Annotated in this window: 14 protein-coding genes and 2 pseudogenes; 11 read left to right on the top strand and 5 right to left on the bottom strand. The window is 63.6% G+C overall.

Annotated elements, in window-relative coordinates; genetic code table 11:
* The first annotated feature begins 464 nt into the window (after nt 1-464).
* From KWO_RS09870 to KWO_RS09830, 9 genes and pseudogenes are all read left to right on the top strand, one after another.
* Nucleotides 465-3,133 (top strand): annotated as a pseudogene (locus tag KWO_RS09870) (methyl-accepting chemotaxis protein).
* Between the two features lie 356 nt (nt 3,134-3,489).
* Nucleotides 3,490-4,275 carry a flagellar brake protein gene (locus tag KWO_RS09865; protein ID WP_017113376.1) on the top strand — a complete coding sequence of 262 codons (786 nt, stop codon included), beginning with the start codon at nt 3,490-3,492 and terminating at the stop codon, nt 4,273-4,275.
* Nucleotides 4,276-4,407: 132 nt separating this feature from the next.
* A complete protein-coding gene (locus tag KWO_RS09860; protein ID WP_002806488.1) occupies nt 4,408-4,890 on the top strand; it encodes a chemotaxis protein CheW in 483 nt (160 codons plus the stop codon).
* A gap of 313 nt (nt 4,891-5,203) precedes the next feature.
* Nucleotides 5,204-5,587 (top strand): hypothetical protein, encoded by a 384-nt coding sequence (locus tag KWO_RS09855; protein WP_003486337.1) that lies wholly within the window; start codon nt 5,204-5,206, stop codon nt 5,585-5,587.
* A gap of 84 nt (nt 5,588-5,671) precedes the next feature.
* Nucleotides 5,672-8,053, top strand: a complete 2,382-nt coding sequence (locus KWO_RS09850) for a methyl-accepting chemotaxis protein (protein WP_017113512.1) — start codon at nt 5,672-5,674, stop codon at nt 8,051-8,053.
* A gap of 247 nt (nt 8,054-8,300) precedes the next feature.
* A complete protein-coding gene (locus KWO_RS09845; RefSeq protein ID WP_008571499.1) occupies nt 8,301-9,161 on the top strand; it encodes a CheR family methyltransferase in 861 nt (286 codons plus the stop codon).
* A gap of 2 nt (nt 9,162-9,163) precedes the next feature.
* Nucleotides 9,164-9,760, top strand: a complete 597-nt coding sequence (cheD, locus tag KWO_RS09840; protein WP_003486330.1) for a chemoreceptor glutamine deamidase CheD — start codon at nt 9,164-9,166, stop codon at nt 9,758-9,760.
* Entirely contained in the window at nt 9,757-10,833 is a 1,077-nt protein-coding gene (locus KWO_RS09835) for a protein-glutamate methylesterase/protein-glutamine glutaminase (RefSeq protein ID WP_003486327.1), read from the top strand. Before cheD ends, KWO_RS09835 begins: the two co-directional genes overlap by 4 nt.
* A gap of 78 nt (nt 10,834-10,911) precedes the next feature.
* The gene (locus KWO_RS09830; RefSeq protein ID WP_026113153.1) at nt 10,912-13,200 is read left to right on the top strand and encodes a sensor domain-containing protein; all 2,289 of its coding nucleotides are present in this window, start codon (nt 10,912-10,914) and stop codon (nt 13,198-13,200) included.
* Between the two features lie 410 nt (nt 13,201-13,610).
* On the opposite strand, the gene KWO_RS09825 is transcribed toward KWO_RS09830, so the two are convergent.
* The 4 genes from KWO_RS09825 to KWO_RS09810 form a co-directional block, all read right to left on the bottom strand.
* Nucleotides 13,611-14,456 carry an alpha/beta fold hydrolase gene (locus tag KWO_RS09825; protein WP_014090072.1) on the bottom strand — a complete coding sequence of 282 codons (846 nt, stop codon included), beginning with the start codon at nt 14,454-14,456 and terminating at the stop codon, nt 13,611-13,613.
* 194 nt (nt 14,457-14,650) lie between these two features.
* Nucleotides 14,651-17,242 carry a bifunctional aconitate hydratase 2/2-methylisocitrate dehydratase gene (gene acnB / locus KWO_RS09820; protein WP_010381028.1) on the bottom strand — a complete coding sequence of 864 codons (2,592 nt, stop codon included), beginning with the start codon at nt 17,240-17,242 and terminating at the stop codon, nt 14,651-14,653.
* 52 nt (nt 17,243-17,294) lie between these two features.
* On the bottom strand, nt 17,295-17,705 hold the full coding sequence (locus tag KWO_RS09815; protein WP_003486318.1) for a type II toxin-antitoxin system VapC family toxin: 411 nt from the start codon (nt 17,703-17,705) through the stop codon (nt 17,295-17,297).
* A 10-nt stretch (nt 17,706-17,715) separates the two neighbouring features.
* Nucleotides 17,716-17,964 (bottom strand): AbrB/MazE/SpoVT family DNA-binding domain-containing protein, encoded by a 249-nt coding sequence (locus KWO_RS09810; RefSeq protein ID WP_003486316.1) that lies wholly within the window; start codon nt 17,962-17,964, stop codon nt 17,716-17,718.
* A 147-nt stretch (nt 17,965-18,111) separates the two neighbouring features.
* Between KWO_RS09810 and acnA the strand changes: the two genes are divergently transcribed.
* Nucleotides 18,112-20,880, top strand: coding sequence for an aconitate hydratase AcnA (gene acnA, locus KWO_RS09805; RefSeq protein WP_017113380.1), 2,769 nt, complete (start codon nt 18,112-18,114; stop codon nt 20,878-20,880).
* Nucleotides 20,881-21,257: 377 nt separating this feature from the next.
* Here the strand turns inward: acnA and KWO_RS09800 are convergent.
* A pseudogene (locus KWO_RS09800) lies at nt 21,258-21,705 on the bottom strand (hypothetical protein); the annotation flags it as partial.
* Nucleotides 21,706-21,802: 97 nt separating this feature from the next.
* Here KWO_RS09800 and rpfB point away from each other — a divergent pair.
* Nucleotides 21,803-23,485 (top strand): fatty acyl-CoA ligase RpfB, encoded by a 1,683-nt coding sequence (gene rpfB / locus KWO_RS09795; protein ID WP_010365297.1) that lies wholly within the window; start codon nt 21,803-21,805, stop codon nt 23,483-23,485.
* The last annotated feature ends 8 nt before the right edge of the window (nt 23,486-23,493 follow it).

Here is a 23,493-nt window from a genome sequence, read left to right as displayed (position 1 = left end):
CGAGAGCCTTTGATCCTCGCTCCGCAGATCTTACGGGCCGCTTCCCTTGCTGGGGAAGCGGCCTTTTTTTTATTGCCGTTCCCCAAGAATGACTGACCAACGCAGCAAGCAATCCTCAGGTCAGACGACGCGCAGGAACCGATGTGTACGCGTGCGATTCCGAGCAATGGCTAGAGACCGCTTGCCGCTGCTTGGAAGAGGTGTTGGCTGCCTAACACCCCGGCGCGGAAAGGCGGCAAGACATGCATTCGCCAGCCGCACAGAGCCCTCCGCACCCCTGATTTCACTCAAACCTTACAATTTGTAATATGCGGCGGAGACCATGAAACCGCTTTCAGCACCAAAAGCTGAATGGGACGCGCACAGTTGTGCTGATTTCAACGGAAAAAATCAATTTTTTGAACAACCAGCCGCTACGGACTTCACGCATCTGTAACGCCCTCCCCCGGGCTAGGTCGATCCTCATGCACTTTTTCAACCGCCTTTCGGTCGGTACGCGGCTCTCTGCACTGCTCACGCTGGTCATCGCCGTTTCGCTGGGTCTGTTGGCCCTGACCATCTACCGCCAGTCCGCTGGCGATATCGAATCGCAGGTCAAGGCCGAGCTGCGCTCCAGCACCCGGCTGATGCAGCAATCGGTGGCGATGTACGACGTCACCCTGAGCGAAGGTACCCAGCGCCTGGGCAGCGTGTTCGACGACATGCTCCCCACCGGCACGCGCGAACTCGATAGCCGCAGCACCGTCACTATCGGCGAGCAGAACACCCCGTCGCTGCGCGCCGGCAAGCAGGCGCTGAATCTCAATTTCGACGCAGTGGACCGCTTTGCCAAGGCAACCGGCGGCGTCGCCACGATCTTCGCCCGCAGCGGCGATGACTTCGTGCGCATCACCACCTCGCTGCGCAACAAGCAGAACGAACGTGTCATCGGCACCTTGCTCGATCGCAAGGGCAAGGCCTATGCCGCACTGTCGCAAGGCAAGGCCTTTACCGGCCAGGCGCAGCTGTTCGGCGAGCAGTACATGACCCATTACCAGCCGCTGCGCAATGCCGCCGGCGAGGTGATCGGTGCGCTGTTCGTCGGACGCAACTACACCCAGGGCCTGGCCGCGCTCAAGGCTCAGGTCAGCACCACCACGCTGGGCCAGGACGGCTATTTCGTCATCGTCGATATGGCGCCGGGCGAGCACCAGGGCCAGGTGATCGCGGCCCCGCCGGGCACCCCGGCCACGTTGGCGGCGCTGGTGCCCGCCGAACAGCAGGCGCTGTTGCAGGCGGTACTGGACGGCAAGCAGCCCAGCGCCAATGTGCAGCTGCGCGATGCCAAGGGCGCCAGCCATACGTTTGAAGTCACAGCACAGCGCTACGCGCCGTGGCAGTGGGCAGTGATTGGTGCACAGCCGCGCAGCGCCATCGACGGCCCGCTGGATGCACTCATGGGCAGCATGCTGCTGTTCTCGCTGGTGGTGTTGGCGCTGTGCATCGCAGTAGTGTTCATCGCCGCGCGCAAGATGGTCACCGGCCCGCTGCTGGCAGTGGAGCGCGTGCTCGGCGATGTGGCTGCCGGCCGCCTGGATAACCCCATCGACATCGATCGTCACGACGAACTCGGCCGCCTGTTGCTCAACGCGCGCACCATGCGCGACGACCTGCGCGCACGCCTGGAACGCGACCACCTGATCGCCAGCGAAGCACTGCGCGTGCGCACCGCATTGGACGACGTCAGCACCAATGTGATGATCGCCGACGCCGACCGCCGCATCATTTACGTCAATCGCCCGATGCAGCGCATGCTTTCCGAGATGCAGGACGTGATGCGACACGACCTGCCCAACTTCGATGCCACCGCACTGAGCGACACCCGTATCGACCAGTTCCATCGCAATCCCGAGCAGGCGCGCCTGCTGGATCAACTCAAGAGCACGCACACCGCGCAGATCGAAATCGGCGGCCGCATCGCGCAGGAAGTGGTCAGCCCGGTCGTGGCCGCCACCGGCGAGCGCATGGGTTATGTCGTCGAATGGAGCGACCGTACCCAGGAAGTGCAGGTGGAACAGGAAGTTGCACACCTGGTGCAGGCCGCCGCCGCCGGCGACCTCAGCGAGCGGATCGACCTCCGGGGCAAGCATGGCTTTCTGTTACTGCTGGCCCAGCAGCTCAACACGCTGCTGGATAACAACGCCGATGGTCTGTCGCGCATCTCCGCCCTGCTCTCGTCGCTGTCGCAAGGCGATTTGACCGCACGCATGGACGGCGAGCTGCAAGGCGTTTTCGCCACCATCCGCGATGACGCCAACGCCACCGCTGATCAGTTGGCCGGCATCGTGCGCCGTATCAAGGACTCGTCGCTGACGATCAATTCCGCCGCCACCGAAATCGCCACCGGTAACGGCGACCTGTCGCGTCGCACCGAACAACAAGCGGCCGCGCTGGAAGAAACCGCTGCTTCGATGGAAGAGCTCACCGCCACCGTCAAGCAGAACGCCGACAACGCCGACCAGGCCAATCGCCTGGTGCTGGATGCCGCCGGCGTGGCCGCAAAGGGCGGCGATGTGGTGAACCGCGTGGTGACCACCATGGCCGATATCGACGCCTCGTCGAAGAAGATTGCCGAGATCATCAGCGTCATCGACGGCATTGCGTTCCAGACCAATATCCTGGCCTTGAACGCGGCAGTGGAAGCGGCGCGTGCCGGCGAACGGGGCCGCGGCTTTGCTGTCGTCGCTTCGGAAGTGCGCACGTTGGCACAGCGCTCTGCCGGTGCGGCCAAAGAAATCAAACACCTGATCGAAGACTCGGTAACCCGCATCGGTAACGGCGCTGCATTGGCTTCCGAAGCCGGCAGCACCATGCAGCAGGTGGTGACATCGGTGCAGCGTGTCACCGACATCATGGGCGAGATCACCAGCGCCTCACGCGAGCAAGCCGCCGGCATTGCCCAGGTCAATCAGACTGTCACCCAGATGGACGAAACCACCCAGCAGAATGCCGCGCTGGTGGAAGAAGCCACTGCCGCAGCGCGCTCGATGGAAGATCAGGCCGCACAGCTGTTGATGCGGTGGCGGTGTTCCGCCTGGAGCCGCAGGATCGCCTAAGCGCCCTGCTGGCCAACGCACGCAACGCCTATAGCTAAGGCGAAAACGGCGATTCATTGCAGCGAAATCACAGCGTCGAGTGTGCGGTGCCCTCGACTCTGTGTGTCACGCCACGAAGCCGTCCCTGTGGTCCATGCCGCCGTTGGTTCTTTAATCGGCAAAGACACCGCACCAAACAGTCCGATGGTGGTTTTACTGAAGAACGAGCATCGCGCCCCGTGGCCTGCAGGTTGCTTGTTGAAACGCTGCACCCAGACCATCGCGACTAGTCCTTGCCAGCGATAGGCGTCCACGTTTCGTCAGCCACTCTTAAAGAATTGGCTTTGCCGCCGATATCAAGGCGACGCCGGGACAACCCGCCAGGCGTCTTCCCGTTGCTACTGTGCTTGTGCCCATGTCCCAAGGCGATACCCCAGAGCTGGACCACGACGCCGATCACCTCGCCGAAGGTGACGAGCGCTATCTGCTGCGTAACAAGCGGCAGATCCGTGGATTACTGCGCCAGCTGCTCGACCAACGCGCCATCGTGACCATGCACGTGGCCGGCCGCGACATGGACGTGCCCACCGCCGTGCTGGAAGTGGACGAAGACGACGATTGCGTGATCCTGGACGGCAGCCACAACGATGCCTCCAACCGCGCCATCGAGGGCGCCAAATACCTGCTGTGTTACGCCCAACTGGAACGGGTCAATATCCGTTTTCGCCTGGAAAAGGCCGAGCGTATCGAGCGCGGCATTCACGTCGCTTTCCGCGCCGACCTGCCCGACGGGATGTACCACATGCAGCGGCGCGAATCGTACCGGCTGGAAGCGCCGATCACCGACTCACCCATCTGCACGATTCGCCAAGAGGCCGCACAGGGCGACGCACTCAACCTGCAGCTGCGCGTGATCGACATCAGCAGCGGCGGCCTGGCGGTCTCGCTCACCGATGGCATGCCCTTGCTCGAACCGCAACGCACCTACCGCAACTGCATCCTGCAGCTGCCCGACGCTGCCCCTATTACGCTGCCGCTCACCGTGTGCAGCCAGTACAAGCAGACGCTGCTCAACGGCAGCGAAGGCTTACGTGTCGGCATGCAGTTCAGCGAACTGCCGCGCGGCGCCGACGAAACCATCCAGCGCTACATCTTCCGCGTCGACCGCCAGCGCAACGCGCGCAAGAGCGGCATGTTCTGAACCTGCCCGCACCGCGCGGGGCCGGCACCTAAAGATGCCGCCCACCCCGCCGATGTTGCTAGGGCATCCCTCATCCGTATCTGCCGCAGTCCTGCCGCAACCTGACACTTAGCCGCAACGCCCGGAGTTTCCATGAACGACAAAAGCACTGCCACCGGCACCGGTGGTGAATTCCTCAGCTTCGCTTTGGGCGAAGAACACTACGGCGTGGATATCCTGAAAGTGCAGGAAATCCGCGGCTACGATTCTGTCACCCGTCTGCCCGACGCGCCCGACTACATCAAGGGTGTGATCAACCTGCGCGGCACCATCGTGCCGGTGATCGACCTGCGTCTGAAGCTGCGCCTGAAAGAAGCGCGCTACGACGCCTTCACCGTGATGATCGTGCTCAACGTCGAAGACCGCGTGGTCGGCATCGTCGTGGACAGCGTTTCCGACGTGATTCCGCTTAACGACGACCAGATCCGCCCCACGCCCGAATTTGGCGCCGCGGTCGACACGCGCTTCATCTCCGGCATCGGCACCCAGGACGATCGCATGTTGATCCTGCTGGATATCGAAACCCTGCTGGACAGCACCGAGCTGGGTCAGCAACTGGTCGAAGAAGCCGCCTGATCAAGCGGTTGGTTCGCCTCGCCTTACGGTCGTCGGAGAGGTGTGGCGGTGTGCGGGAACCGTCATGTACAACGCGTACATGGCGCTACCTGCCACCCACTGCGCCACTCCGACGGCGGTACTGCGTTCACGCGAGCGTATCTACAACCATCGCGTGTCAGGAGCCTCCCTACACGCGACGCACCGCCCTCTTGAAGTGAGATATAAATCACGTTTACCGGATTCAAGTTGAACGGCGGTTAGCCGATAGCTGAATGGAAGCCCGCGTCCACACAACGGGTCACCGTTCGACTTTTGACTCTGGAGAATCCCTATGAAGTTTCTGCTCTCGCTCCTCCCCGTTGCTGCTCTCGTGATCGTTGCGCCCACGCTGTCGGCTCAGTCGCAGGAAATGATTCCGCCGGAGATGGCCACCCGCTTCGTCGGCAAGGACGGCATGGTGTGCGGCAAGGTCGAAAAGGCCAAGTACGCGCAGAGCTCGGAAGGCGAGCCCACCTTCCTGTACATGGGCGGCATGTTCCCGCGCCACACCTTCTCCGCACGCATCGACGGCGCTAACCGCGGCAAGTTCAGCTTTGCCCCGGAAACGCTTGAAGGTAAGGACGTCTGCGTCCTCGGCAAGATCCAGCGCGACAGTTCGCGTGCCGAAATCGAAGTCAGCTCCCCGGCCAGCCTGAAGCTCGCCACCATCAAGTAATCGCCTCGCACATCGCCACGCCCTCGCGCGTGGCGATGTGCTGTTGTGGCTATGCGAACTGACTTCCACGGGGGAATCGTATCAATGCAATGGATCAACAGTCTGAAATTGATGCCCAAGCTGATGCTGGCGTTCGGCATCGTGCTGCTGATGATGCTTGTTCAAGGCATCATCGCCTATTCGGGTCTGGCGTCGCTCAACAACGTCACCCGCGATCTGGCCGGCAATACCATGTCCAGCGTGCGCGAAGCAGGCGATTTGCGCGGCATGCTCGGCGAATACCGCAATGCGGCTTACCAGAACCTGGTGCGCGCCAGCGATTCGGTCAAGCAGGAAGCAAAGCTTCGCTCCAAGAAACTCAATGGTGAGATCGAAGCCACCATCAAGGGCTACCCGCGCCTGATCGAGAGCCCGCAACAGAAGAAGCTGTTCGATGTATTCGTGGCCGACTGGAAGAAGGCCTCGGCCTCCTACGCCAGCGTCGATGAAATGATCGAACTCAATCTGCCCGACGATGCCGTCGATACCTTCGTCGGCGAAACCCGCACCCTGCACAACAAGGCCAAGGATTCGCTGGCTGCGTTGATCACCGAAGACAACATGCTGGCGCAGGCTGCCAAGACCAAGGCTGAAAAGGTCCATGCCACCTCCGTCTCGCTGACCGTGATGGTGCTGCTGATCGGCATTGCCGGCGGCCTGGGCCTGGCGTTCCTGTTCGCCCGTTCCATCGTCAAGAGCATGCGCGGCGCGGTCACCACCGCCACCGAAATCGCCGGCGGCAAGCTGGACGGCCAGATCAACGTGCGGGGCCAGGACGAAGTGGGCGAGTTGATGCGCTCCATGCAGCGCATGCAGCGCGACCTGAAAGAGCGTATCGAACGCGATCAGAGGATCGCCGACGAAAACCTGCGTATTCGTACTGCGCTGGACAAGTCCTCGACCGGCACCTTCATCACCGATCCAGAGCGGGTCATGATCTACGCCAACGACGCCTTCAGGAAGATCGTGGCGCAGTACGAAAGCAGCATCCGCCTGGCATCGCCCGAGTTCGACGCGAGCAAGGTCATCGGCCAGCACATCAGCTACCTGGGTCTGTCGGAAGCGACCGTGCGCAAGGCCATTGCCGCGTTGGAACGCGATGGCGTCACCAGCTTCGAAGAGCGCTTCGGCGAAGTGGTGCTGGCGCAGACGGTCACCGCCATCAAGAACGAACAGGGCGAGACCAGCGGCGAAGTCTGCGAATGGCGCGACCGCACCATTGAAGTCCAGGTCGAAGAAGAAGTTGCGCGTATCGTGCGTGCTGCCGCTGCTGGCGACATGAGCGGCCGCGTGGAAACCGACGGCAAGCAGGGTTTCTTCCTGCAGTTGGCGCAGCAGCTCAATGGCTTGCTGGATGCCAATGCCGGCAGCCTGAAGCAGATCTCTGCCCTGTTGTCCGCGCTGTCGCGTGGCGACCTGACCGTGCGCATGCATGGCGAATTCAGCGGCGTGTTCGCGCAGATGCGTGACGATGCCAATGCCACCGCAGAGCAACTGGCTGACATCGTTGGCCGCATCAAAGTGTCTTCCAGTGCGATCAACTCGGCTGCTGGCGAAATCGCTTCGGGCAACAGCGACCTGTCGCACCGCACCGAACAGCAGGCCGCCAACCTGGAAGAAACCGCTGCCTCGATGGAGGAGCTCACCTCCACGGTCAAGCAGAATGCCGAGAACGCCCGTCAGGCCAACCAGCTGGCAATCGGCGCCACCGGCGTGGCCTCGCAAGGCGGTGAGGTGGTGTCGCAGGTGGTTACCACCATGTCCGGCATCGAAGCCTCGTCCAAGAAGATCGCCGACATCATCAGCGTCATCGATGGCATCGCGTTCCAGACCAATATCCTGGCGTTGAATGCCGCAGTGGAAGCGGCACGTGCCGGCGAACAGGGTCGCGGCTTTGCCGTGGTCGCATCCGAAGTGCGCACGCTTGCGCAGCGTTCGGCCGGTGCGGCGAAGGAGATCAAGGGTTTGATCGACGATTCCGTGCACAAGGTCGCCGAAGGCTCGGCACTGGTCCGCAAGGCCGGCGCCACCATGGCCGAGATCGTGGCCAGCGTGCAGCGCGTGACCGACATCATGGGTGAGATTTCTGCTGCTTCGCAGGAGCAGTCGTCCGGGATCGAGCAGGTCAACCAGACCATCACCCAGATGGACGAAACCACCCAGCAGAACGCAGCGCTGGTGGAAGAAGCCACCGCCGCCGCCCGCTCGATGGAAGAGCAGGCCGGTCACCTGGCCGAAGCGGTGTCGGTATTCAAGCTGGACGAATCGGCTGCGCCAGTTGCGCAGACCGCACGCGTGCGGCCGATCGCCTCACGCCAGGTTGCAGTGAAAGGCGCCGCCAAGCCGGTAGCGCGGGCAGCGGCAACCGCATCGCGGCCTGCCATATCCCAGGCCGCGTTGGCCGACGGTAACTGGCAAGAGTTCTGATTCGCCGCTGTCACCACAACGCCCCGGCACTGCCGGGGCGTTGTGCATCTGGGCACTGCAATCTGCGTTGGTCACCGCGCGCCCGTTGCGACGGAATGCCTGATGGGCGGCCTTGGGCGCTTAGCGGCAGCAGACGCCCGCTATACCCCACCGTACGGCCGACCGAACCCAACCGCGTGCAATCCACGCATTGGTGCTTCAGTTGCGCCGCTACTTGGCCGATATCCAGTTATAGCTCACGACGCGTATGGATATGACGACAACGACTTCCGCTTCAGACACACGCGAATTTGATTTCGGCGACCGCGACTTCAAGCGTGTCTGCGACCTGATCTACCAGCGTGTCGGCATCGCACTGGCGCCGGCCAAGCGCGACATGGTGTATGGCCGCCTGTCGCGTCGCCTGCGCGTGCTCGGCCTGCGCTCGTTCCGCGACTACCTCGACCAGCTCGAAGCCGGCAACGATGAAGAAGAGTGGCAGGCATTCACCAATGCGCTGACCACCAACCTGACCTCGTTCTTCCGCGAGCCGCACCATTTCGACAAGCTGCGCGAAGAACTGCAAAAGCGCGCCTCGCAGGCGCCGTTGAAGATCTGGTCGTGCGCCGCCTCCACCGGCGAGGAGCCCTACTCCATCGCCATCACCGCCTGCGAAGCCTTCGGCACGCTGACCCCGCCGGTGAGCATCGTCGCCACCGACGTCGACACGCAGGTACTGGAAACCGCCTCGCGCGGTGTCTATGCCATCGACCGTGTCGCCTCGCTGGATGCAGCGATCAAGCGCAAGTACTTCCAGCGCGGCAGTGGTCCCAATGAAGGCAAATGCCGGGTCATTCCGGCGCTGCGCCAGCTCATCGAATACCGCCAGTTGAATCTGCTGGCACCGCGTTACGACGTCGGCGGTCCGTATGCGGCACTGTTCTGCCGCAACGTGATGATCTACTTCGACAAGCCCACCCAGCGCGGCATCCTGTCGCGCCTGGTCAGCCACATGGGCGAGGACGGCCTGCTCTACACCGGGCACTCGGAGAACTACCTGCACGCGGCCGATCTGATCCAGCCGTGCGGGCGCACGCTGTATCGGCGCGCTCCGCGCGCAGGAGCCTGAGCATGAGTACTGCCGTGCAAGTCGACGACGTCATGCGCTACCGCGATTCGCGGTTCCAGACCATTGCCGCCAAACTGCTGCCCACCCAATACCTGGTGGTGGACGACGACACCGCGTTGACGACCACCTTGGGATCGTGCGTTGCAGCCTGCCTGCGCGACCCGGTGCTCAAGATCGGCGGCATGAACCATTTTCTGTTGCCCGAAGGCCAGGTCGGCGACGGAGCGCCCACGCGCTACGGCAGCTATGCCATGGAGTTGCTGATCAACGACATGCTCAAGCGCGGCGCGCACCGCAAACGCATCGAAGCCAAGGTCTTCGGTGGCGCCAACGTGCTGAAGGGCTTCACCAGCAACCCGGTCGGCACCCGCAACGCCGAGTTCGTGCGCCAGTACCTGCAGGCCGAACATATTCCCATCATCGCTGAAGATCTGTGTGGCATCCATCCGCGCAAGGTGTGGTTCTTCGCGACCACTGGCCGCGTCGTCGTGCAGCGCTTGCCGCACGCACACGAAGCCGAAGTCGCCGCCACCGAATCGGCCGTGCGCGCCCGTCTGTCCAAAGCACCGGTTACCGGTGGAGTGGAGTTGTTCGAATGACGCTGGAAACCCCTGTGCGTGTATTGATCGTCGACGATTCGGCGGTCGTGCGTCAGATGCTCACCGAGATTTTATCGCGCGACGCCGGCATCGAAGTGGTCGGCTCGGCCGCCGACCCGTTGCTGGCGCGCGAAAAGATCAAGCGCCTCAATCCGGACGTCATCACGCTGGATGTGGAAATGCCGCGCATGGACGGCCTGGTGTTTCTGGAAAACCTGATGCGCCTGCGCCCTACCCCGGTGGTGATGATTTCATCGCTGACCGAGCGCGGTGCCGACACCACCTTGCAGGCCCTGTCGCTGGGCGCCGTGGACTTCGTGTCCAAGCCCAAGATCGACGTCGCACGCGGGTTGGAAGGCTACGCCGAAGAGATCGTCAGCAAGGTCAAGATGGCCGCCAAAGCCAAGGTCAGCGCACTCAATCGTCCGAGCGCGCCCAAAGTCACGCTGGATATGCAGTCGGCACCGGTGGCCGGCAGCGCGCTGCGCTTTCGCACGACCGACCGCTTGATCGCCATCGGCGCCTCCGCCGGTGGTACCGAAGCGCTGCGCGTGGTGCTCGAACACATGCCCGCCGATGCGCCCGCGGTGGTGATGACCCAGCATCTGCCTGCCAGCTTCAGCACCGCATTCGCCGAGCGCCTCAACCGCCACTCGGCCATGTCGGTACGCGAAGCCACCGATGGCGAGGCCATCCTGCCCGGCCATGCGTATCTGCCGCCGGGCGGCCAGCATCTGCGCATCATTCGCGACGGTGCGCGCTGGCGCTGCCGCATCGACGATGGCCCGCCGGTCAATCGCCATAAACCGGCAGTGGACGTGCTGTTTCGTTCCGTTGCCGCCAACGCCGGCCCGAATGCGGTGGGCGCCATCCTCACCGGCATGGGCGACGACGGCGCACGCGGCCTGCTGGAAATGCTGCAGGCCGGCGCGCCTACGCTGGTGCAGGACGAAGCCAGCAGCGTGGTCTGGGGCATGCCCGGTGCCGCGTACAAACTTGGCGCCGCGCAGGAAGTGGTGCCGCTGGACCGCGTGGCCGAGCGCTTGCTCGCATTGTCGGCGCAGGCGCGCTGATCCGGCATGGCCGCGCATCCCTCGCACCCGACCAACCCAACGCTTCCTCCGGCACCGGGAAGCGCGGTGGGCGCTGGCGTGGATGCAGCGATGGGCCGCACGCCGCTGACGGCTGAGCCGATCCATGCCAACGCCCCAGGCACGGGCCAGATCAGGCCCGGCCCGGTCACCGCCGGCATGGCCAAGGCTGGCGAACAACCCGACCAACGCCGCGCGCGTCTGCTCGCCGAGGCCCTGGATGGCAGCAGCAGCGCCATTCTCATCTGCGACCTGCAATCGCGCCTACTGTACGCCAACGACGGCTTCCAGCGCATGTTCGGCTACACCGAAGCCGAGCTGGTCGGTCTGCGTCCCTCCGATGTCCTGACCCGTGCGCAAAGCGACCAAAGCGAGGTCGCTCGCGTTCGCGATCGCGCCGATGCCTTGCAGCACACCCGTGCCGACCTGCTGGTTTATCGCAAGGACGGCACGCCGCTGTGGATCTCGCTGAACTTCAACCCGATCTACGACGCCAACCACGCTCCCTCGCATTACGTGGCGGTACTGACCGACATCACCGACACCAAGATGCACGAGGTATTGCAGCACCGCGTGCTGGAGGCCCTGGTGCAGGAACGCCCGTTGATCGAGGTGATGACGCTGATTTGCACCGAGGTCGAACGCATCGCACCGGATGTGCTGGCCACGGTGATGAGTGCGGACAATCAAGGTCGCCTGCATTCGCTGGCTGCGCCCAGCCTGCCGCCCGAATACGCCGACGCAGTCAACGGCTTGAAGATCGGCCCGGGCACTGGCGCCTGCGGCACCGCGGCCTGGCGCGGTCGCGCGGTGATGGTGGAAGACATCGCCACCGACCCATTGTTCGAGGCGTATCGCGACACGCTCTTGCCTTGGGGCCTGCGCGCCTGCTGGAGCACGCCGATCCGCTCCAACAGCGCGCGCGTGCTCGGCACCTTCGCGCTGTATTACCGCAAGCCGCAACGTGCCGATGCCTGGCATATGCGGCTCACCGATTTGTGCCAGCAGCTGTGCACATTGGCGCTGGAACGCGAGCAGATCCGCCAGCGCGTGCATCAACTGGCGTTCTACGACACGCTCACGGGCCTTCCCAACCGCATCATGTTCAGCGCGCGTGCCGAGCAGGCACTGACTCAGGCCGAATACGCCGGCGAACCGGCCGCGTTGATGTTCATCAACATCGATCGCTTCAAGCTCATCAACGATAGTCAGGGGCACGCCGCAGGCGATGGCCTGCTGCGCGATATCGCCTTGCGCGTCAACGACCAGATCACCGCCACGGCGATGCTGGCGCGGCTATCCGGCGACGAGTTCGCGCTCGCGCTGCCGCAATGCAGCGCAGAGCAGGCCAGTGCCGCCGCCGAGCGTTTGTTGGTCAGCATCGCCAGCCCGCTGCCGGTTGGCCATATGACCGTGCATCCCTCGGCCAGTATCGGCGTGGCGATGTTTCCCGAGGATGGCCACGACATCAACATCCTGCTGCGCCATGCCGACTTGGCGATGAATCGCGCCAAGAAGGAAGGCGGTGGGCGCTTCCGCTTTTTCAGTTCCGACATGAACCGCATGGCGCAGGAACGCGTGGCCTTGGAGGCCGAGCTGCGCCAGGCCATTGGCCGCGATCAATTGCAGCTGCACTACCAGCCGCAGATGCACAGCGCCGCGCCGCATGCCCTGTATGGCGTGGAAGCGCTGCTGCGCTGGAATCATCCGCAACTGGGCGCGGTATCGCCGGCGCGGTTTCTGCCGGTGGCTGAAGAGCAAGGCATGATGCCGCAGCTCAACGCCTGGGTACTGCGACGTGCCTGCGAACAGGTCGCGGACTGGCGCCAGCGTGGCGTGCCGGTGGCCCGCGTGTCGGTGAATCTGTCGGCAAGCGGCTTCGAAAGCCCGCGCATGCTTCCCGACCTGCTCCAGCTGATCGCCGAGCTGGGCGTGCAGCCGTCCGATCTCACCCTGGAACTGACCGAAAGCGTGATGCTGTCCGGGCAACCGGGCGTGCTGGAAAACCTGCACGCCATTCGCGAAGCCGGCATCTCGCTGTCGCTGGACGATTTCGGCACTGGCTATTCCAGCCTGAGCCACTTGCATCGCCTGCCGATCGACGAACTCAAACTGGACATGAGCTTCGTCCGCGATATCGAACACAGCGAAGACGCGCGCGCGCTCACCACCTCGGTGCTGCGCATCGGCGAGCACCTGCGCAAGCACGTGGTTGCCGAAGGTGTGGAAAACGAAGCGCAGCGCCTGTTCCTCGCCGACCTGGGTTGCGAGGTGCTGCAGGGCTATCTGTTCTCGCGGCCGCTACCGGCCCAGGCACTGGAAGCCTGGCTGGGCGCGCAACCGTCATAACGCAACCGTCGAACGATCACCGCTTCGAACTTCCTTCCAGCCAGGAAAGGCGGGCCATGGCGTGGCAAGTCATGAGCCTCCTCCTGCAGAAGAGCAGCGCTGCAAGCCCTTCCCTACGAAAGCGGGCTTTAAGCCCCCCTCCCCGCGGGAGAGGGGGGTTGGGGTGAGGGTACGGCCAACCACGCATCGCGCCGACGCCGTACCCGTACCCGCATCCGCCCCGCGGGCACCTTCTCCTCCATAAAGAAGGACAGTGTCCCGACCGGAGAAGGGAAACATCATCCTGACAACTGCGGCGCTTCAGCCATCTCCAACGAGAGAGCGCTTCAGGCCCGCCTCCTGTCCGTAAGAAAGTGAGGCGGCGAGAAGGAACCAGTCGCCTTATCCCACGTCGGGCGAGGTCCTTACCCTCATCCCACTCGCATCAGCTCCACCTCGGTCTCACCCACCGTCCGCTTCAGCCATCCCAGCAACTGCGCGTTGACGAAGGCCGGGTTTTCCAGCGAGGCGATATGGCCTGCGTCCGGGATCAGCTCGTAATCGCAACAGATGGCCTCGGCCATCATCCACACCTCTTCGGGCGGGCGCGGAATGTCCTCGGCGCCACCGAGCAGGAAGGTATTGGCCGGATCCAGCGCGGACAGGGCATCCAGTCGGTCGGCTCGGCCGAAGATCAGCCGGCCCAGCGGCACGATGGATGCGCGCAACTGCTCGGCCGACATCGCCGCCAGACGCTGCGCGAAGGCGGCCGGCAATGCCGAGCTCAGATCGATACCAGGGCGGAAGAAGATCGGGACGATCGCCTCGATCAACGCAGGCGTCACCTGCCCGGCCGTCTCGATCGCATCAAGCAGGCCGAAATAGCGCGCACGCGTGGCGGCTGGCTCGGCGCCCAGGAAAGTATCCATCAACACCAGGCTGCGCACGCGCTCTGGCGCCATCAGGGCAAGCTCGGCGGCCCACATGCCGCCCACCGACAGGCCGACCACCGCGCACTGCGGCAACTTCAGTGCGTCCAGCAGGGCCAGCATGTGCCCGGCCAGATCGCCGATCTGCTGCGTGCCGTGCGGCAACGGACCTGACTGCCCATGTCCCCATAGCTCGGGAACGATGACCTGGTAATGCTGCGACAGCGCCTGGATCTGCGGCTCCCACATCGCAGCGTCCCAGAGATAACTGTGGCCGAGCAAGACCGGGAAACCGCGGCCATGTTGCGTGTAATGCAGGGTTTGACCGGAGATTGTGCAAGTGGGCATGGGCATCAACGGGCAGTGGTAGAGCGGCGGGACTCTAGACCTGCGCACTTCAGATTTTTGTTGCAATGCCACAATCCAGTCAGCTGGTATTTGCTTTAACGCCGGGCATCGTGACGACTACACGAAACCATTGCCCGAAAAGCGAAACGCCCGGCAGTGCCGGGCATTTCGGGACAGCAAACCTGCCGGAAGAATCAGGCGGCGACGGTCTCTGCCACGTCCTGATATTCCTGGATCTGATCGAAGTTCATGTAGCGGTAGATCTGATCGCCACTGGTCTTGATCACGCCGACATCCGCCATGTACTCGTCCTTGGTCGGAATGCGGCCCAGGCGCGAGCAGATTGCCGCCAGTTCCGCCGAGCCCAGGTACACGTTGGTGTTGCGGCCCAACCGGTTCGGGAAATTACGCGTGGAGGTCGAGAACACCGTGGCGCCCTCGCGTGCCTGCGCCTGGTTGCCCATGCACAGCGAGCAGCCCGGCATTTCCATGCGCGCACCGGCCGCGCCGAAGGTGCCGTAATGGCCTTCCTTGGTCAGCTCGGAGGCGTCCATCTTGGTCGGCGGTGCCACCCACAGGCGGGTCGGGATGTCGCGCTTGCCTTCCAGCAGCTTGGCGGCAGCACGGAAGTGACCGATGTTGGTCATGCACGAGCCGATGAACACTTCGTCGATGGCCGCACCGGCCACTTCCGACAGCGTCTTCACGTCGTCCGGGTCGTTCGGGCACGCCACGATCGGCTCATGGATATCGGCCAGGTCGATCTCGATGACCGCCGCGTATTCGGCGTCGGCATCGGGCTGCAGCAGCTGCGGGTCAGCCAGCCAGTCTTCCATCTTCTTGATGCGGCGGCCCAGGGTGCGCGCATCGGCATAGCCCTCGGCAATCATCCAGCGCAGCAGGGTGATGTTGCTGGTCAGGTACTCGATGATCGGCGCCTTGTCCAGGTGCACGGTGCAACCGGCCGCCGAACGCTCGGCCGAGGCATCGGACAGTTCGAACGCCTGCTCCACCTTCAGATTCGGCAAGCCTTCAATTTCCAGGATGCGGCCGGAGAAGATGTTCTTCTTGCCCTGTTTGGCCACGGTCAACAGACCGTCCTTGATCGCGTATAGCGGGATCGCATTGACCAGATCACGCAAGGTCACGCCCGGCTGCATTTCGCCCTTGAAGCGCACCAGTACGCTCTCGGGCATGTCCAGCGGCATCACCCCGGTGGCGGCTGCGAAGGCGACCAGGCCGGAGCCGGCCGGAAACGAGATGCCGATTGGGAAACGGGTGTGCGAGTCGCCGCCGGTGCCGACGGTGTCGGGCAGCAGCATGCGATTGAGCCAGCTGTGGATCACGCCGTCGCCCGGACGCAGCGAGACGCCACCACGGGTGGAGATGAATTCCGGCAGCGTGTGGTGGGTCTTGACGTCGACCGGCTTCGGGTATGCGGCGGTGTGGCAGAACGACTGCATCACCAGGTCGGCCGAGAAGCCCAGGCAGGCCAGATCTTTCAGCTCGTCGCGGGTCATCGGGCCGGTGGTGTCCTGCGATCCCACCGAGGTCATCTTCGGCTCGCAATAGGTGCCTGGGCGCATGCCCTGGCCTTCCGGCAACCCGCAGGCCCGGCCAACCATCTTTTGCGCCAGTGAGAAGCCCTTACCGGTGTCCGGCGGGTCCATCGGCAGACGGAACAGGTCCGAGGCCGGCAGGCCCAGGAATTCGCGCGCCTTGGCGGTGAGACCACGGCCGACGATCAGCGGAATGCGGCCACCGGCGCGCACTTCATCGAACAGCACGTCCGACTTCATCGCGAACTCGGCGATCACCTGCCCGTTCTTGAGTGCCTTGCCGTCGTACGGACGCAGCTCGACCACGTCGCCGTGCTCCATTTGCGACACGTCCAGTTCGATCGGCAGGGCGCCGGCGTCTTCCATGGTGTTGTAGAAGATCGGCGCGATCTTCGAACCCAAGCAGACGCCGCCGAAGCGCTTGTTGGGGATGTACGGAATGTCTTCGCCGGTCCACCACAGCACCGAGTTGGTCGCCGACTTGCGCGAGGAACCGGTACCGACCACGTCGCCCACGTAGGCGACCAGATGGCCCTTGTCCTTGAGGTCGGCAATGGCCTGGATCGGGCCACGCTTGCCGTCTTCTTCCGGCTCGAACGCCGCGCCATCGCGCTTGTTCTTCAGCATCGCCAGCGCGTGCAGCGGGATGTCCGGGCGGGTGGTCGCATCCGGTGCCGGCGACAGGTCGTCGGTATTGGTTTCGCCCGGCACCTTGAACACGGTGACGGTCATGCTCTGCGGCACTTCCGGCTTGCTGGTGAACCACTCGGCATCGGCCCAGCTCTGCAGCACGGACTTGGCGTGCGCGTTACCGGCTTCGGCCTTTTCCTGCACGTCGTGGAACGCATCGAACACCAGCAAGGTGTGCTTGAGCGCTTCGGCAGCGGTGGCGCCCAGTTCGGCGTTGTCCAGCAGGTCGATCAACGGCTGGATGTTGTAGCCACCCAGCATGGTGCCGAGCAGCTCGGTGGCGCGCGTGGGGCTGATCAGTGCGGTGGTCTCGGTGCCGAAGGCCACCGCGGCCAGGTACGAGGCCTTGACCTTGGCGGCATCGTCGACGCCGGCCGGCACCCGCTGGCTGAGCAGTTCGACCAGGAACTCCTCTTCACCCGCAGGCGGGGCCTTGAGCAGCTCGATGACCTCGGCGGTCTGCTGCGCGGTCAGCGGCAGCGGCGGGATACCGAGCGCAGCGCGCTCTGCAACGTGGTGGCGATAGGCTTCCAACATGCGGGTTCTCCAAAAAAGACAGCGGTGAAGGTGGTAAGACGCGAAACGTGGATCAGGGTGCGGGTTTGGGAACGACGATCTTCAAACCCTTGAAATAATCGCGGAAGAAGCCCTCGTCGCGGGTAATCAAGCCGTCGCACTGGAGCATCGCGTGGGCGCCGATCAGAAAGTCGGCCACCACCCGCTCGCGCTTGCCGCCGCGTGCGCGGAAGCGCTTGTTCATATGGCCGGCGCGCACTGCCGCCGCTTCCTGGGTGGCCTCGTAGCGCACGCCGATCGAGGCCAGGGTTTCCATCAGGTCGACCTGGGTGTCGAGCATGGCCAGCACTTCGGCCACCACGGCGTCGCAGACCACCACTTCATCACGCGCCAACGCGTCGCCGATGCAGATCTCCGACACTTCGCCATAGACCGGGTCGCCGATCAGGATGTCCAGCAGGACCGAGGAATCCAAAGCGATCATTGGTTGACAATCATGGGTCGAACGGGTCTCCGGGGGCACGGCCACGGATGACGCGCATGGCGGCATCGGTGCTGGTCAGGCCATCGACCAGCTTGAACTTGCCGCGCACCTTGCGCAGCGCCTCGCTGACGTCCTTACGCAGGATAATGCGCCCGCCGTCAAGCTCGATCTTCAGGGTGGTGCCCTTGGTCAGGCCCAAGGCATCGCGCACCGCCTTGGGCAGGGTGATCTGTCCGCGTTCGGCAACTGTGGCTTCCATGAGCATGCTCCAGAAAGTATGCGCACATGATACGTACTTGCACTGTCGTACTCAAGTTGGCAGATCGGCTTAGACACACCGTGCGTACACACTGAATCACTCAGAATGAGCGCCTACCTAAAGCCTTCGACGCCATAGGAGTGACGCATGAGCGATTCCTTTTCCACTCGCACCTCGCTTGAGGTCCACGGCAAACGCTATGAGTATTACAGCCTGCCGAAGCTGGGCGAACGCTTCGACATCGGCCACCTGCCCTACTCGATGAAGATCCTGCTGGAGAACCTGCTCCGGCACGAAGACGGCGGTGTCACCGTCGGCAAGGACCACATCGAAGCAGTCGCCAAGTGGGCCCCGAAGGCCGAGCCCGATATCGAAATCGCCTTCATGCCGGCGCGCGTGGTGCTGCAGGATTTCACCGGCGTGCCCTGCGTGGTCGACCTGGCGGCGATGCGCGATGCGGTGGTCAAGCTGGGCGGCAACGCCGACCAGATCAACCCGCAGATTCCCTCCGAACTGGTCATCGACCACTCGGTGCAGGTAGACGTGTTCGGCAAGCCCGACGCGCTCGACCTCAACGGTAAGATCGAATTCCAGCGCAACCAGGAACGTTACGGCTTCCTGCGTTGGGGCCAGAAGGCGTTCGAAAATTTCAAGGTGGTGCCGCCCAACACCGGAATCGTGCATCAAGTGAATCTGGAGAACCTGGCGCGCGTGGTGATGAGCGCGGACAAGGACGGCACCCTGGTCGCCTACCCCGACACCGTGTTCGGCACCGATAGCCATACCACCATGATCAACGGCATCGGCGTGCTGGGCTGGGGCGTCGGCGGCATCGAGGCAGAGGCCGCGATGCTGGGCCAGCCCTCCTCCATGCTGATTCCGCAGGTGGTCGGCTTCAAGCTCAGTGGCAAGCTACCCGAAGGCGCGACCGCGACCGACCTGGTGCTCACCGTCACTCAGATGCTGCGCAAGGCCGGCGTGGTGGGCAAATTCGTCGAGTTCTACGGTGAAGGCCTGCAACACTTGCCGCTGGCCGACCGCGCCACCATTGGCAACATGGCCCCCGAATACGGTGCCACCTGCGGCATCTTCCCGGTCGACGAAGAATCGCTGACCTACCTGCGCCTGTCCGGCCGCAGCGAGGAGCAGATTGCCCTGGTCGAGGCCTATGCCAAGGCACAAGGGCTGTGGCACGACGCCAATACCCCGCCGGCCCAGTACAGCGCCACGCTGGAACTGGACATGGCTGAGGTCAAGCCGTCGCTGGCCGGGCCCAAGCGCCCGCAGGACCGCGTGCTGCTGGAAGACATGCAGTCCAACTACCGCGAAAGCCTCAAGCCGTTCGCCGACGCCCGCAGCAAGAAACTCACCGATCTCAAGCAGGAAGACCGTCTCAAGAACGAAGGTGGCGGCGGCACCGCCGTTGGCGCCAAGGCCTCGCAGGCAGAAAGCGCCAGTGCCAGCGGCGCCGGTCGGCGGCTGCGCGATGGCTCGGTGGTCATCGCCGCAATCACTTCATGCACCAACACCTCCAACCCGGCAGTGATGCTGGGCGCCGGCTTGCTTGCGCGTAATGCGGCAGCCAAGGGCTTGAAGGCGCAGCCGTGGGTCAAGACCTCGCTCGGGCCGGGTTCGCGCGTGGTCACCGATTACCTGAGCAAGGCCGGCGTGCTCGCCGACCTGGAAAAGCTGGGCTTCTACGTGGTCGGCTACGGCTGCACCACCTGCATCGGCAACTCCGGCCCGCTGCCGGAAGACGTGTCCGCGGCCATTGCCAAGGACGATCTGGTGGTGACATCGGTGTTGTCGGGCAACCGCAACTTCGAAGGCCGCGTGCACCCCGAAGTCAAAATGAATTACCTGGCTTCGCCGCCGTTGGTGGTGGCGTATGCCATCGCCGGCACTACCGACATCGACCTCACCACCGAGCCGCTGGGCACCGGCAGCGACGGGCAGCCGGTATACCTGCGCGACATCTGGCCGAGCAACAAGGAAATCGGCGACACCATCGCCGCCACCGTCGGCCCGGAGATGTTCAAGCAGAACTACGCCGACGTGTTCAAGGGCGACACGCGCTGGAACACCATCGCCTCGCCCGATGGCGCGCTGTACGAGTGGGACGCCGCCTCGACCTACATCAAGAACCCGCCCTACTTCGACGGCATGACCATGCAGGTGGGCAACGTGGATGACGTGCATAGCGCACGCATCATGGGCCTGTTCGGCGACTCGATCACTACCGACCACATCTCGCCGGCCGGCAACATCAAGAAGGACTCACCGGCGGGCCGCTTCCTGCAGGAACGCGGCGTGCAGCCGGCCGACTTCAACAGCTACGGCAGCCGCCGCGGCAACGACGATGTGATGGTGCGCGGCACCTTCGCCAACATCCGCATCAAGAACCTGATGTTCGGCGATGAAGAAGGCGGCAACACGCTGTACTACCCCGCCGACGGCGGCCAGCCGGAAAAGCTGGCGATCTACGATGCCGCAATGAAGTACAAGGCCGACGGCGTGCCGCTGGTGGTGCTGGCCGGCAAGGAATACGGCACCGGCTCCTCGCGCGACTGGGCGGCCAAGGGCACCAATCTGCTTGGGGTCAAGGCAGTGATTGCCGAAAGCTTCGAGCGCATCCACCGTTCCAACCTGGTCGGCATGGGCGTGTTACCGCTGCAGTTCCTGGAAAACGAGAACGCACAGACGCTTGGGCTGGATGGCTCGGAAGTGCTGGACATCAGCGGCCTGCAGGACGGCGCCAGCCGCCGTGCCACCGTCGATGCAAAGAAGTCCGACGGCAGCGTCAAGCAGTTCCAGGTCAAGGTGCTGCTGCTGACCCCGAAGGAAGTCGAGTACTTCAAGCACGGCGGTTTGCTGCAATACGTGCTGCGTCAGCTGGCTGCGCGCAAGGCTGCATGATCGCGGCGCGCGTTGTGCATCGCGCTCTGCATCGCGTTCTAAGGATGCAGCACGACTCCCGCCACTCTGCGGGAGTCGTGTTCAGTCCATCACAACACATCGCGAACACGTCTTGCGGGAAGGTGCCAGGTGATTGCGAATAGCGTGCCTTGCAAATCGGCAAACGCGCTCCACCTCCACGCCAACACCACACATCGGCGTCGCTACAGGCACTGCGCATTTCGGCCGGATGCTCTTCCACGCCAACATGTGTTGGCGCCGAGTATCGGCGACGTGACGAGAGCAGCGAAATCACCATCGCGGTCGACCACGATCACCAATGCCACCATGCGCCCCACAGCTCCGACCGGCGCTTTCAGCCGGTCGACGCGCTTACCGCGCCCTGCCGGCGCCCATTGCGCGTGATACAGCTGCCAGTCGCTGCCCTGCAATCGCCAGCCGGTGGTGACCTGGTAGGTTTGCGCCTGATCAGGCACCCAGCGGCCGTTGCCGCCGGTCAATAGCGCCGTGAACTGCACCGTGGCAGTGTCGCCGCGAAGCGCCACATCGACCGGCCCCCATGGTCACGCCGATCTGTGCGTTGCCCAGCATCTGCGCCTGCACCAAGCGCCGTAACCCTGCTGCGTCCAGCCCGTTTTCGCCGACAAAGTCCTCGGCCACCGGCGCCATCGCAGTGCCAATCTCGCATGCCTCGATCGCCTGATGCATCTGCTCCAGCGTTGCGCGCAGCTGTTGTTCCGGCGCCGCACGCGTGCACCCGAGCAAGGCCGGCATGCAAAACCCCACGCAAACCACATGCCACCGCGCTTGAATGCTGCTCTGCATCACGCTTCGCCTTTTCCATCCATGACGGTATGCTGCCAGCGGTTGTAACGCCGTGGAACACACTGCGGCGCGTCGAAAACACCCTGGAGGGGGGCAGATGAATCAGGCACGACCTTGGTTGCAAAGTTATCCGGCCGGCGTTGCCGCCGAAATCGATCTTGAGCAGTTCCGCACGGTGGCCGAGGTGTTCGCCACCTCGGTAAAACGCTTTGCCGACCGGCCTGCGTATCACAGCTTCGGCAAAACCATCACTTACCGCGAAGCGAATCAGCTGGTCGAGCAATTCGCTGCCTACCTGCTTGGCGAACTGCAGTTGAAGAAGGGCGACCGCGTCGCCTTGATGATGCCCAACTGCCTGCAATATCCAATCGCGACCTTCGGCGTACTGCGTGCCGGCCTGACCGTGGTAAACGTCAATCCGCTGTATACCCCGCGCGAACTCAAGCATCAGTTGATCGACTCCGGCGCCAGCGTGCTGGTGGTCATCGACAACTTCGGCACCACCGTGCAGCAGGTCATTGCCGACACGCCCGTCAAGCAAGTCATCACCACCGGCCTGGGCGACATGCTGGGCTTCCCGAAAGCGGCGGTGGTGAACTTCGTGGTCAAGTACGTCAAGAAGTTGGTGCCGGATTACCGCATCAACGGCGCGATCCGCTTTCGCGATGCGTTGGCACTGGGCCGCAAGCACAACGTGCCGACGCTGCAGATCGAGCCCGACGACATCGCCTTCCTGCAATACACCGGCGGCACTACCGGCGTGGCCAAGGGCGCGATGCTGACCCACCGCAATCTGGTCGCCAACATGCAGCAGGCGCACCAGTGGCTATCGGGCACCGGCAAGCTGGAAGAAGGCAACGAAGTGGTGATCACCGCGCTGCCGCTGTACCACATCTTCGCATTGACCGCGAACGGCCTGGTCTTCATGAAGATCGGCGGCTGCAATCACTTGATCAGCAACCCGCGCGACATGCCAGGCTTCGTCAAGGAATTGAAGAAGACCCGCTTCACGGCATTCACTGGCGTCAACACGCTGTTCAACGGTCTGCTCAACACGCCCGGTTTCGATCAGATCGATTTCTCCTCGCTCAAGATGACCCTCGGCGGCGGCATGGCCGTGCAGCGCTCGGTCGCCGAGCGCTGGAAGAAGGTCACCGGCCTCACCTTGGTCGAAGCCTACGGCCTGACCGAAACCTCGCCGGCCGCGTGCATCAACCCGATGGACTTGAAGGACTACAACGGCTCGATCGGCTTGCCGATTCCGTCCACCGATGCCTGCCTCAAGGACGACGCCGGCGCGGAACTGCCGCTCGGCGAAATCGGCGAGCTCTGCATCAGGGGCCCGCAAGTGATGAAGGGCTACTGGAAGAAGCCCGACGAAACCGCCAAGGTCATGGACGCTGAAGGTTGGCTGCATACCGGCGACATCGCGCGGATGGACGCGCAAGGCTTCGTTTACATCGTCGATCGCAAGAAGGACATGATTCTGGTGTCCGGCTTCAACGTGTACCCCAACGAGATCGAGGACGTGATCGCCGAAATGCCTGGCGTGCTGGAAGTAGCAGCCGTGGGCATGCCGGACGAGAAATCCGGCGAGATCGTCAAGGCGGTCATCGTAAAGAAGGATCCGGCTCTGACCGCAGACGATGTGAAGGCGCATTGCCGCGCCAACCTGACCGGCTACAAGCAGCCGCGCGTGATCGAATTCCGCAAGGAGTTGCCCAAGACAAACGTCGGCAAGATCCTGCGCCGCGAGTTGCGGGATGCGCCCGCGCCATAAAGCCCCTG

The sequence above is a fragment of the Xanthomonas vasicola pv. musacearum NCPPB 4379 genome (assembly GCF_000277895.2).
Taxonomy (GTDB): Bacteria; Pseudomonadota; Gammaproteobacteria; order Xanthomonadales; family Xanthomonadaceae; genus Xanthomonas; species Xanthomonas vasicola.
Note: the sequence above shows the minus strand (reverse complement) of the source record. Positions and strands in the feature narration are given on the sequence as shown.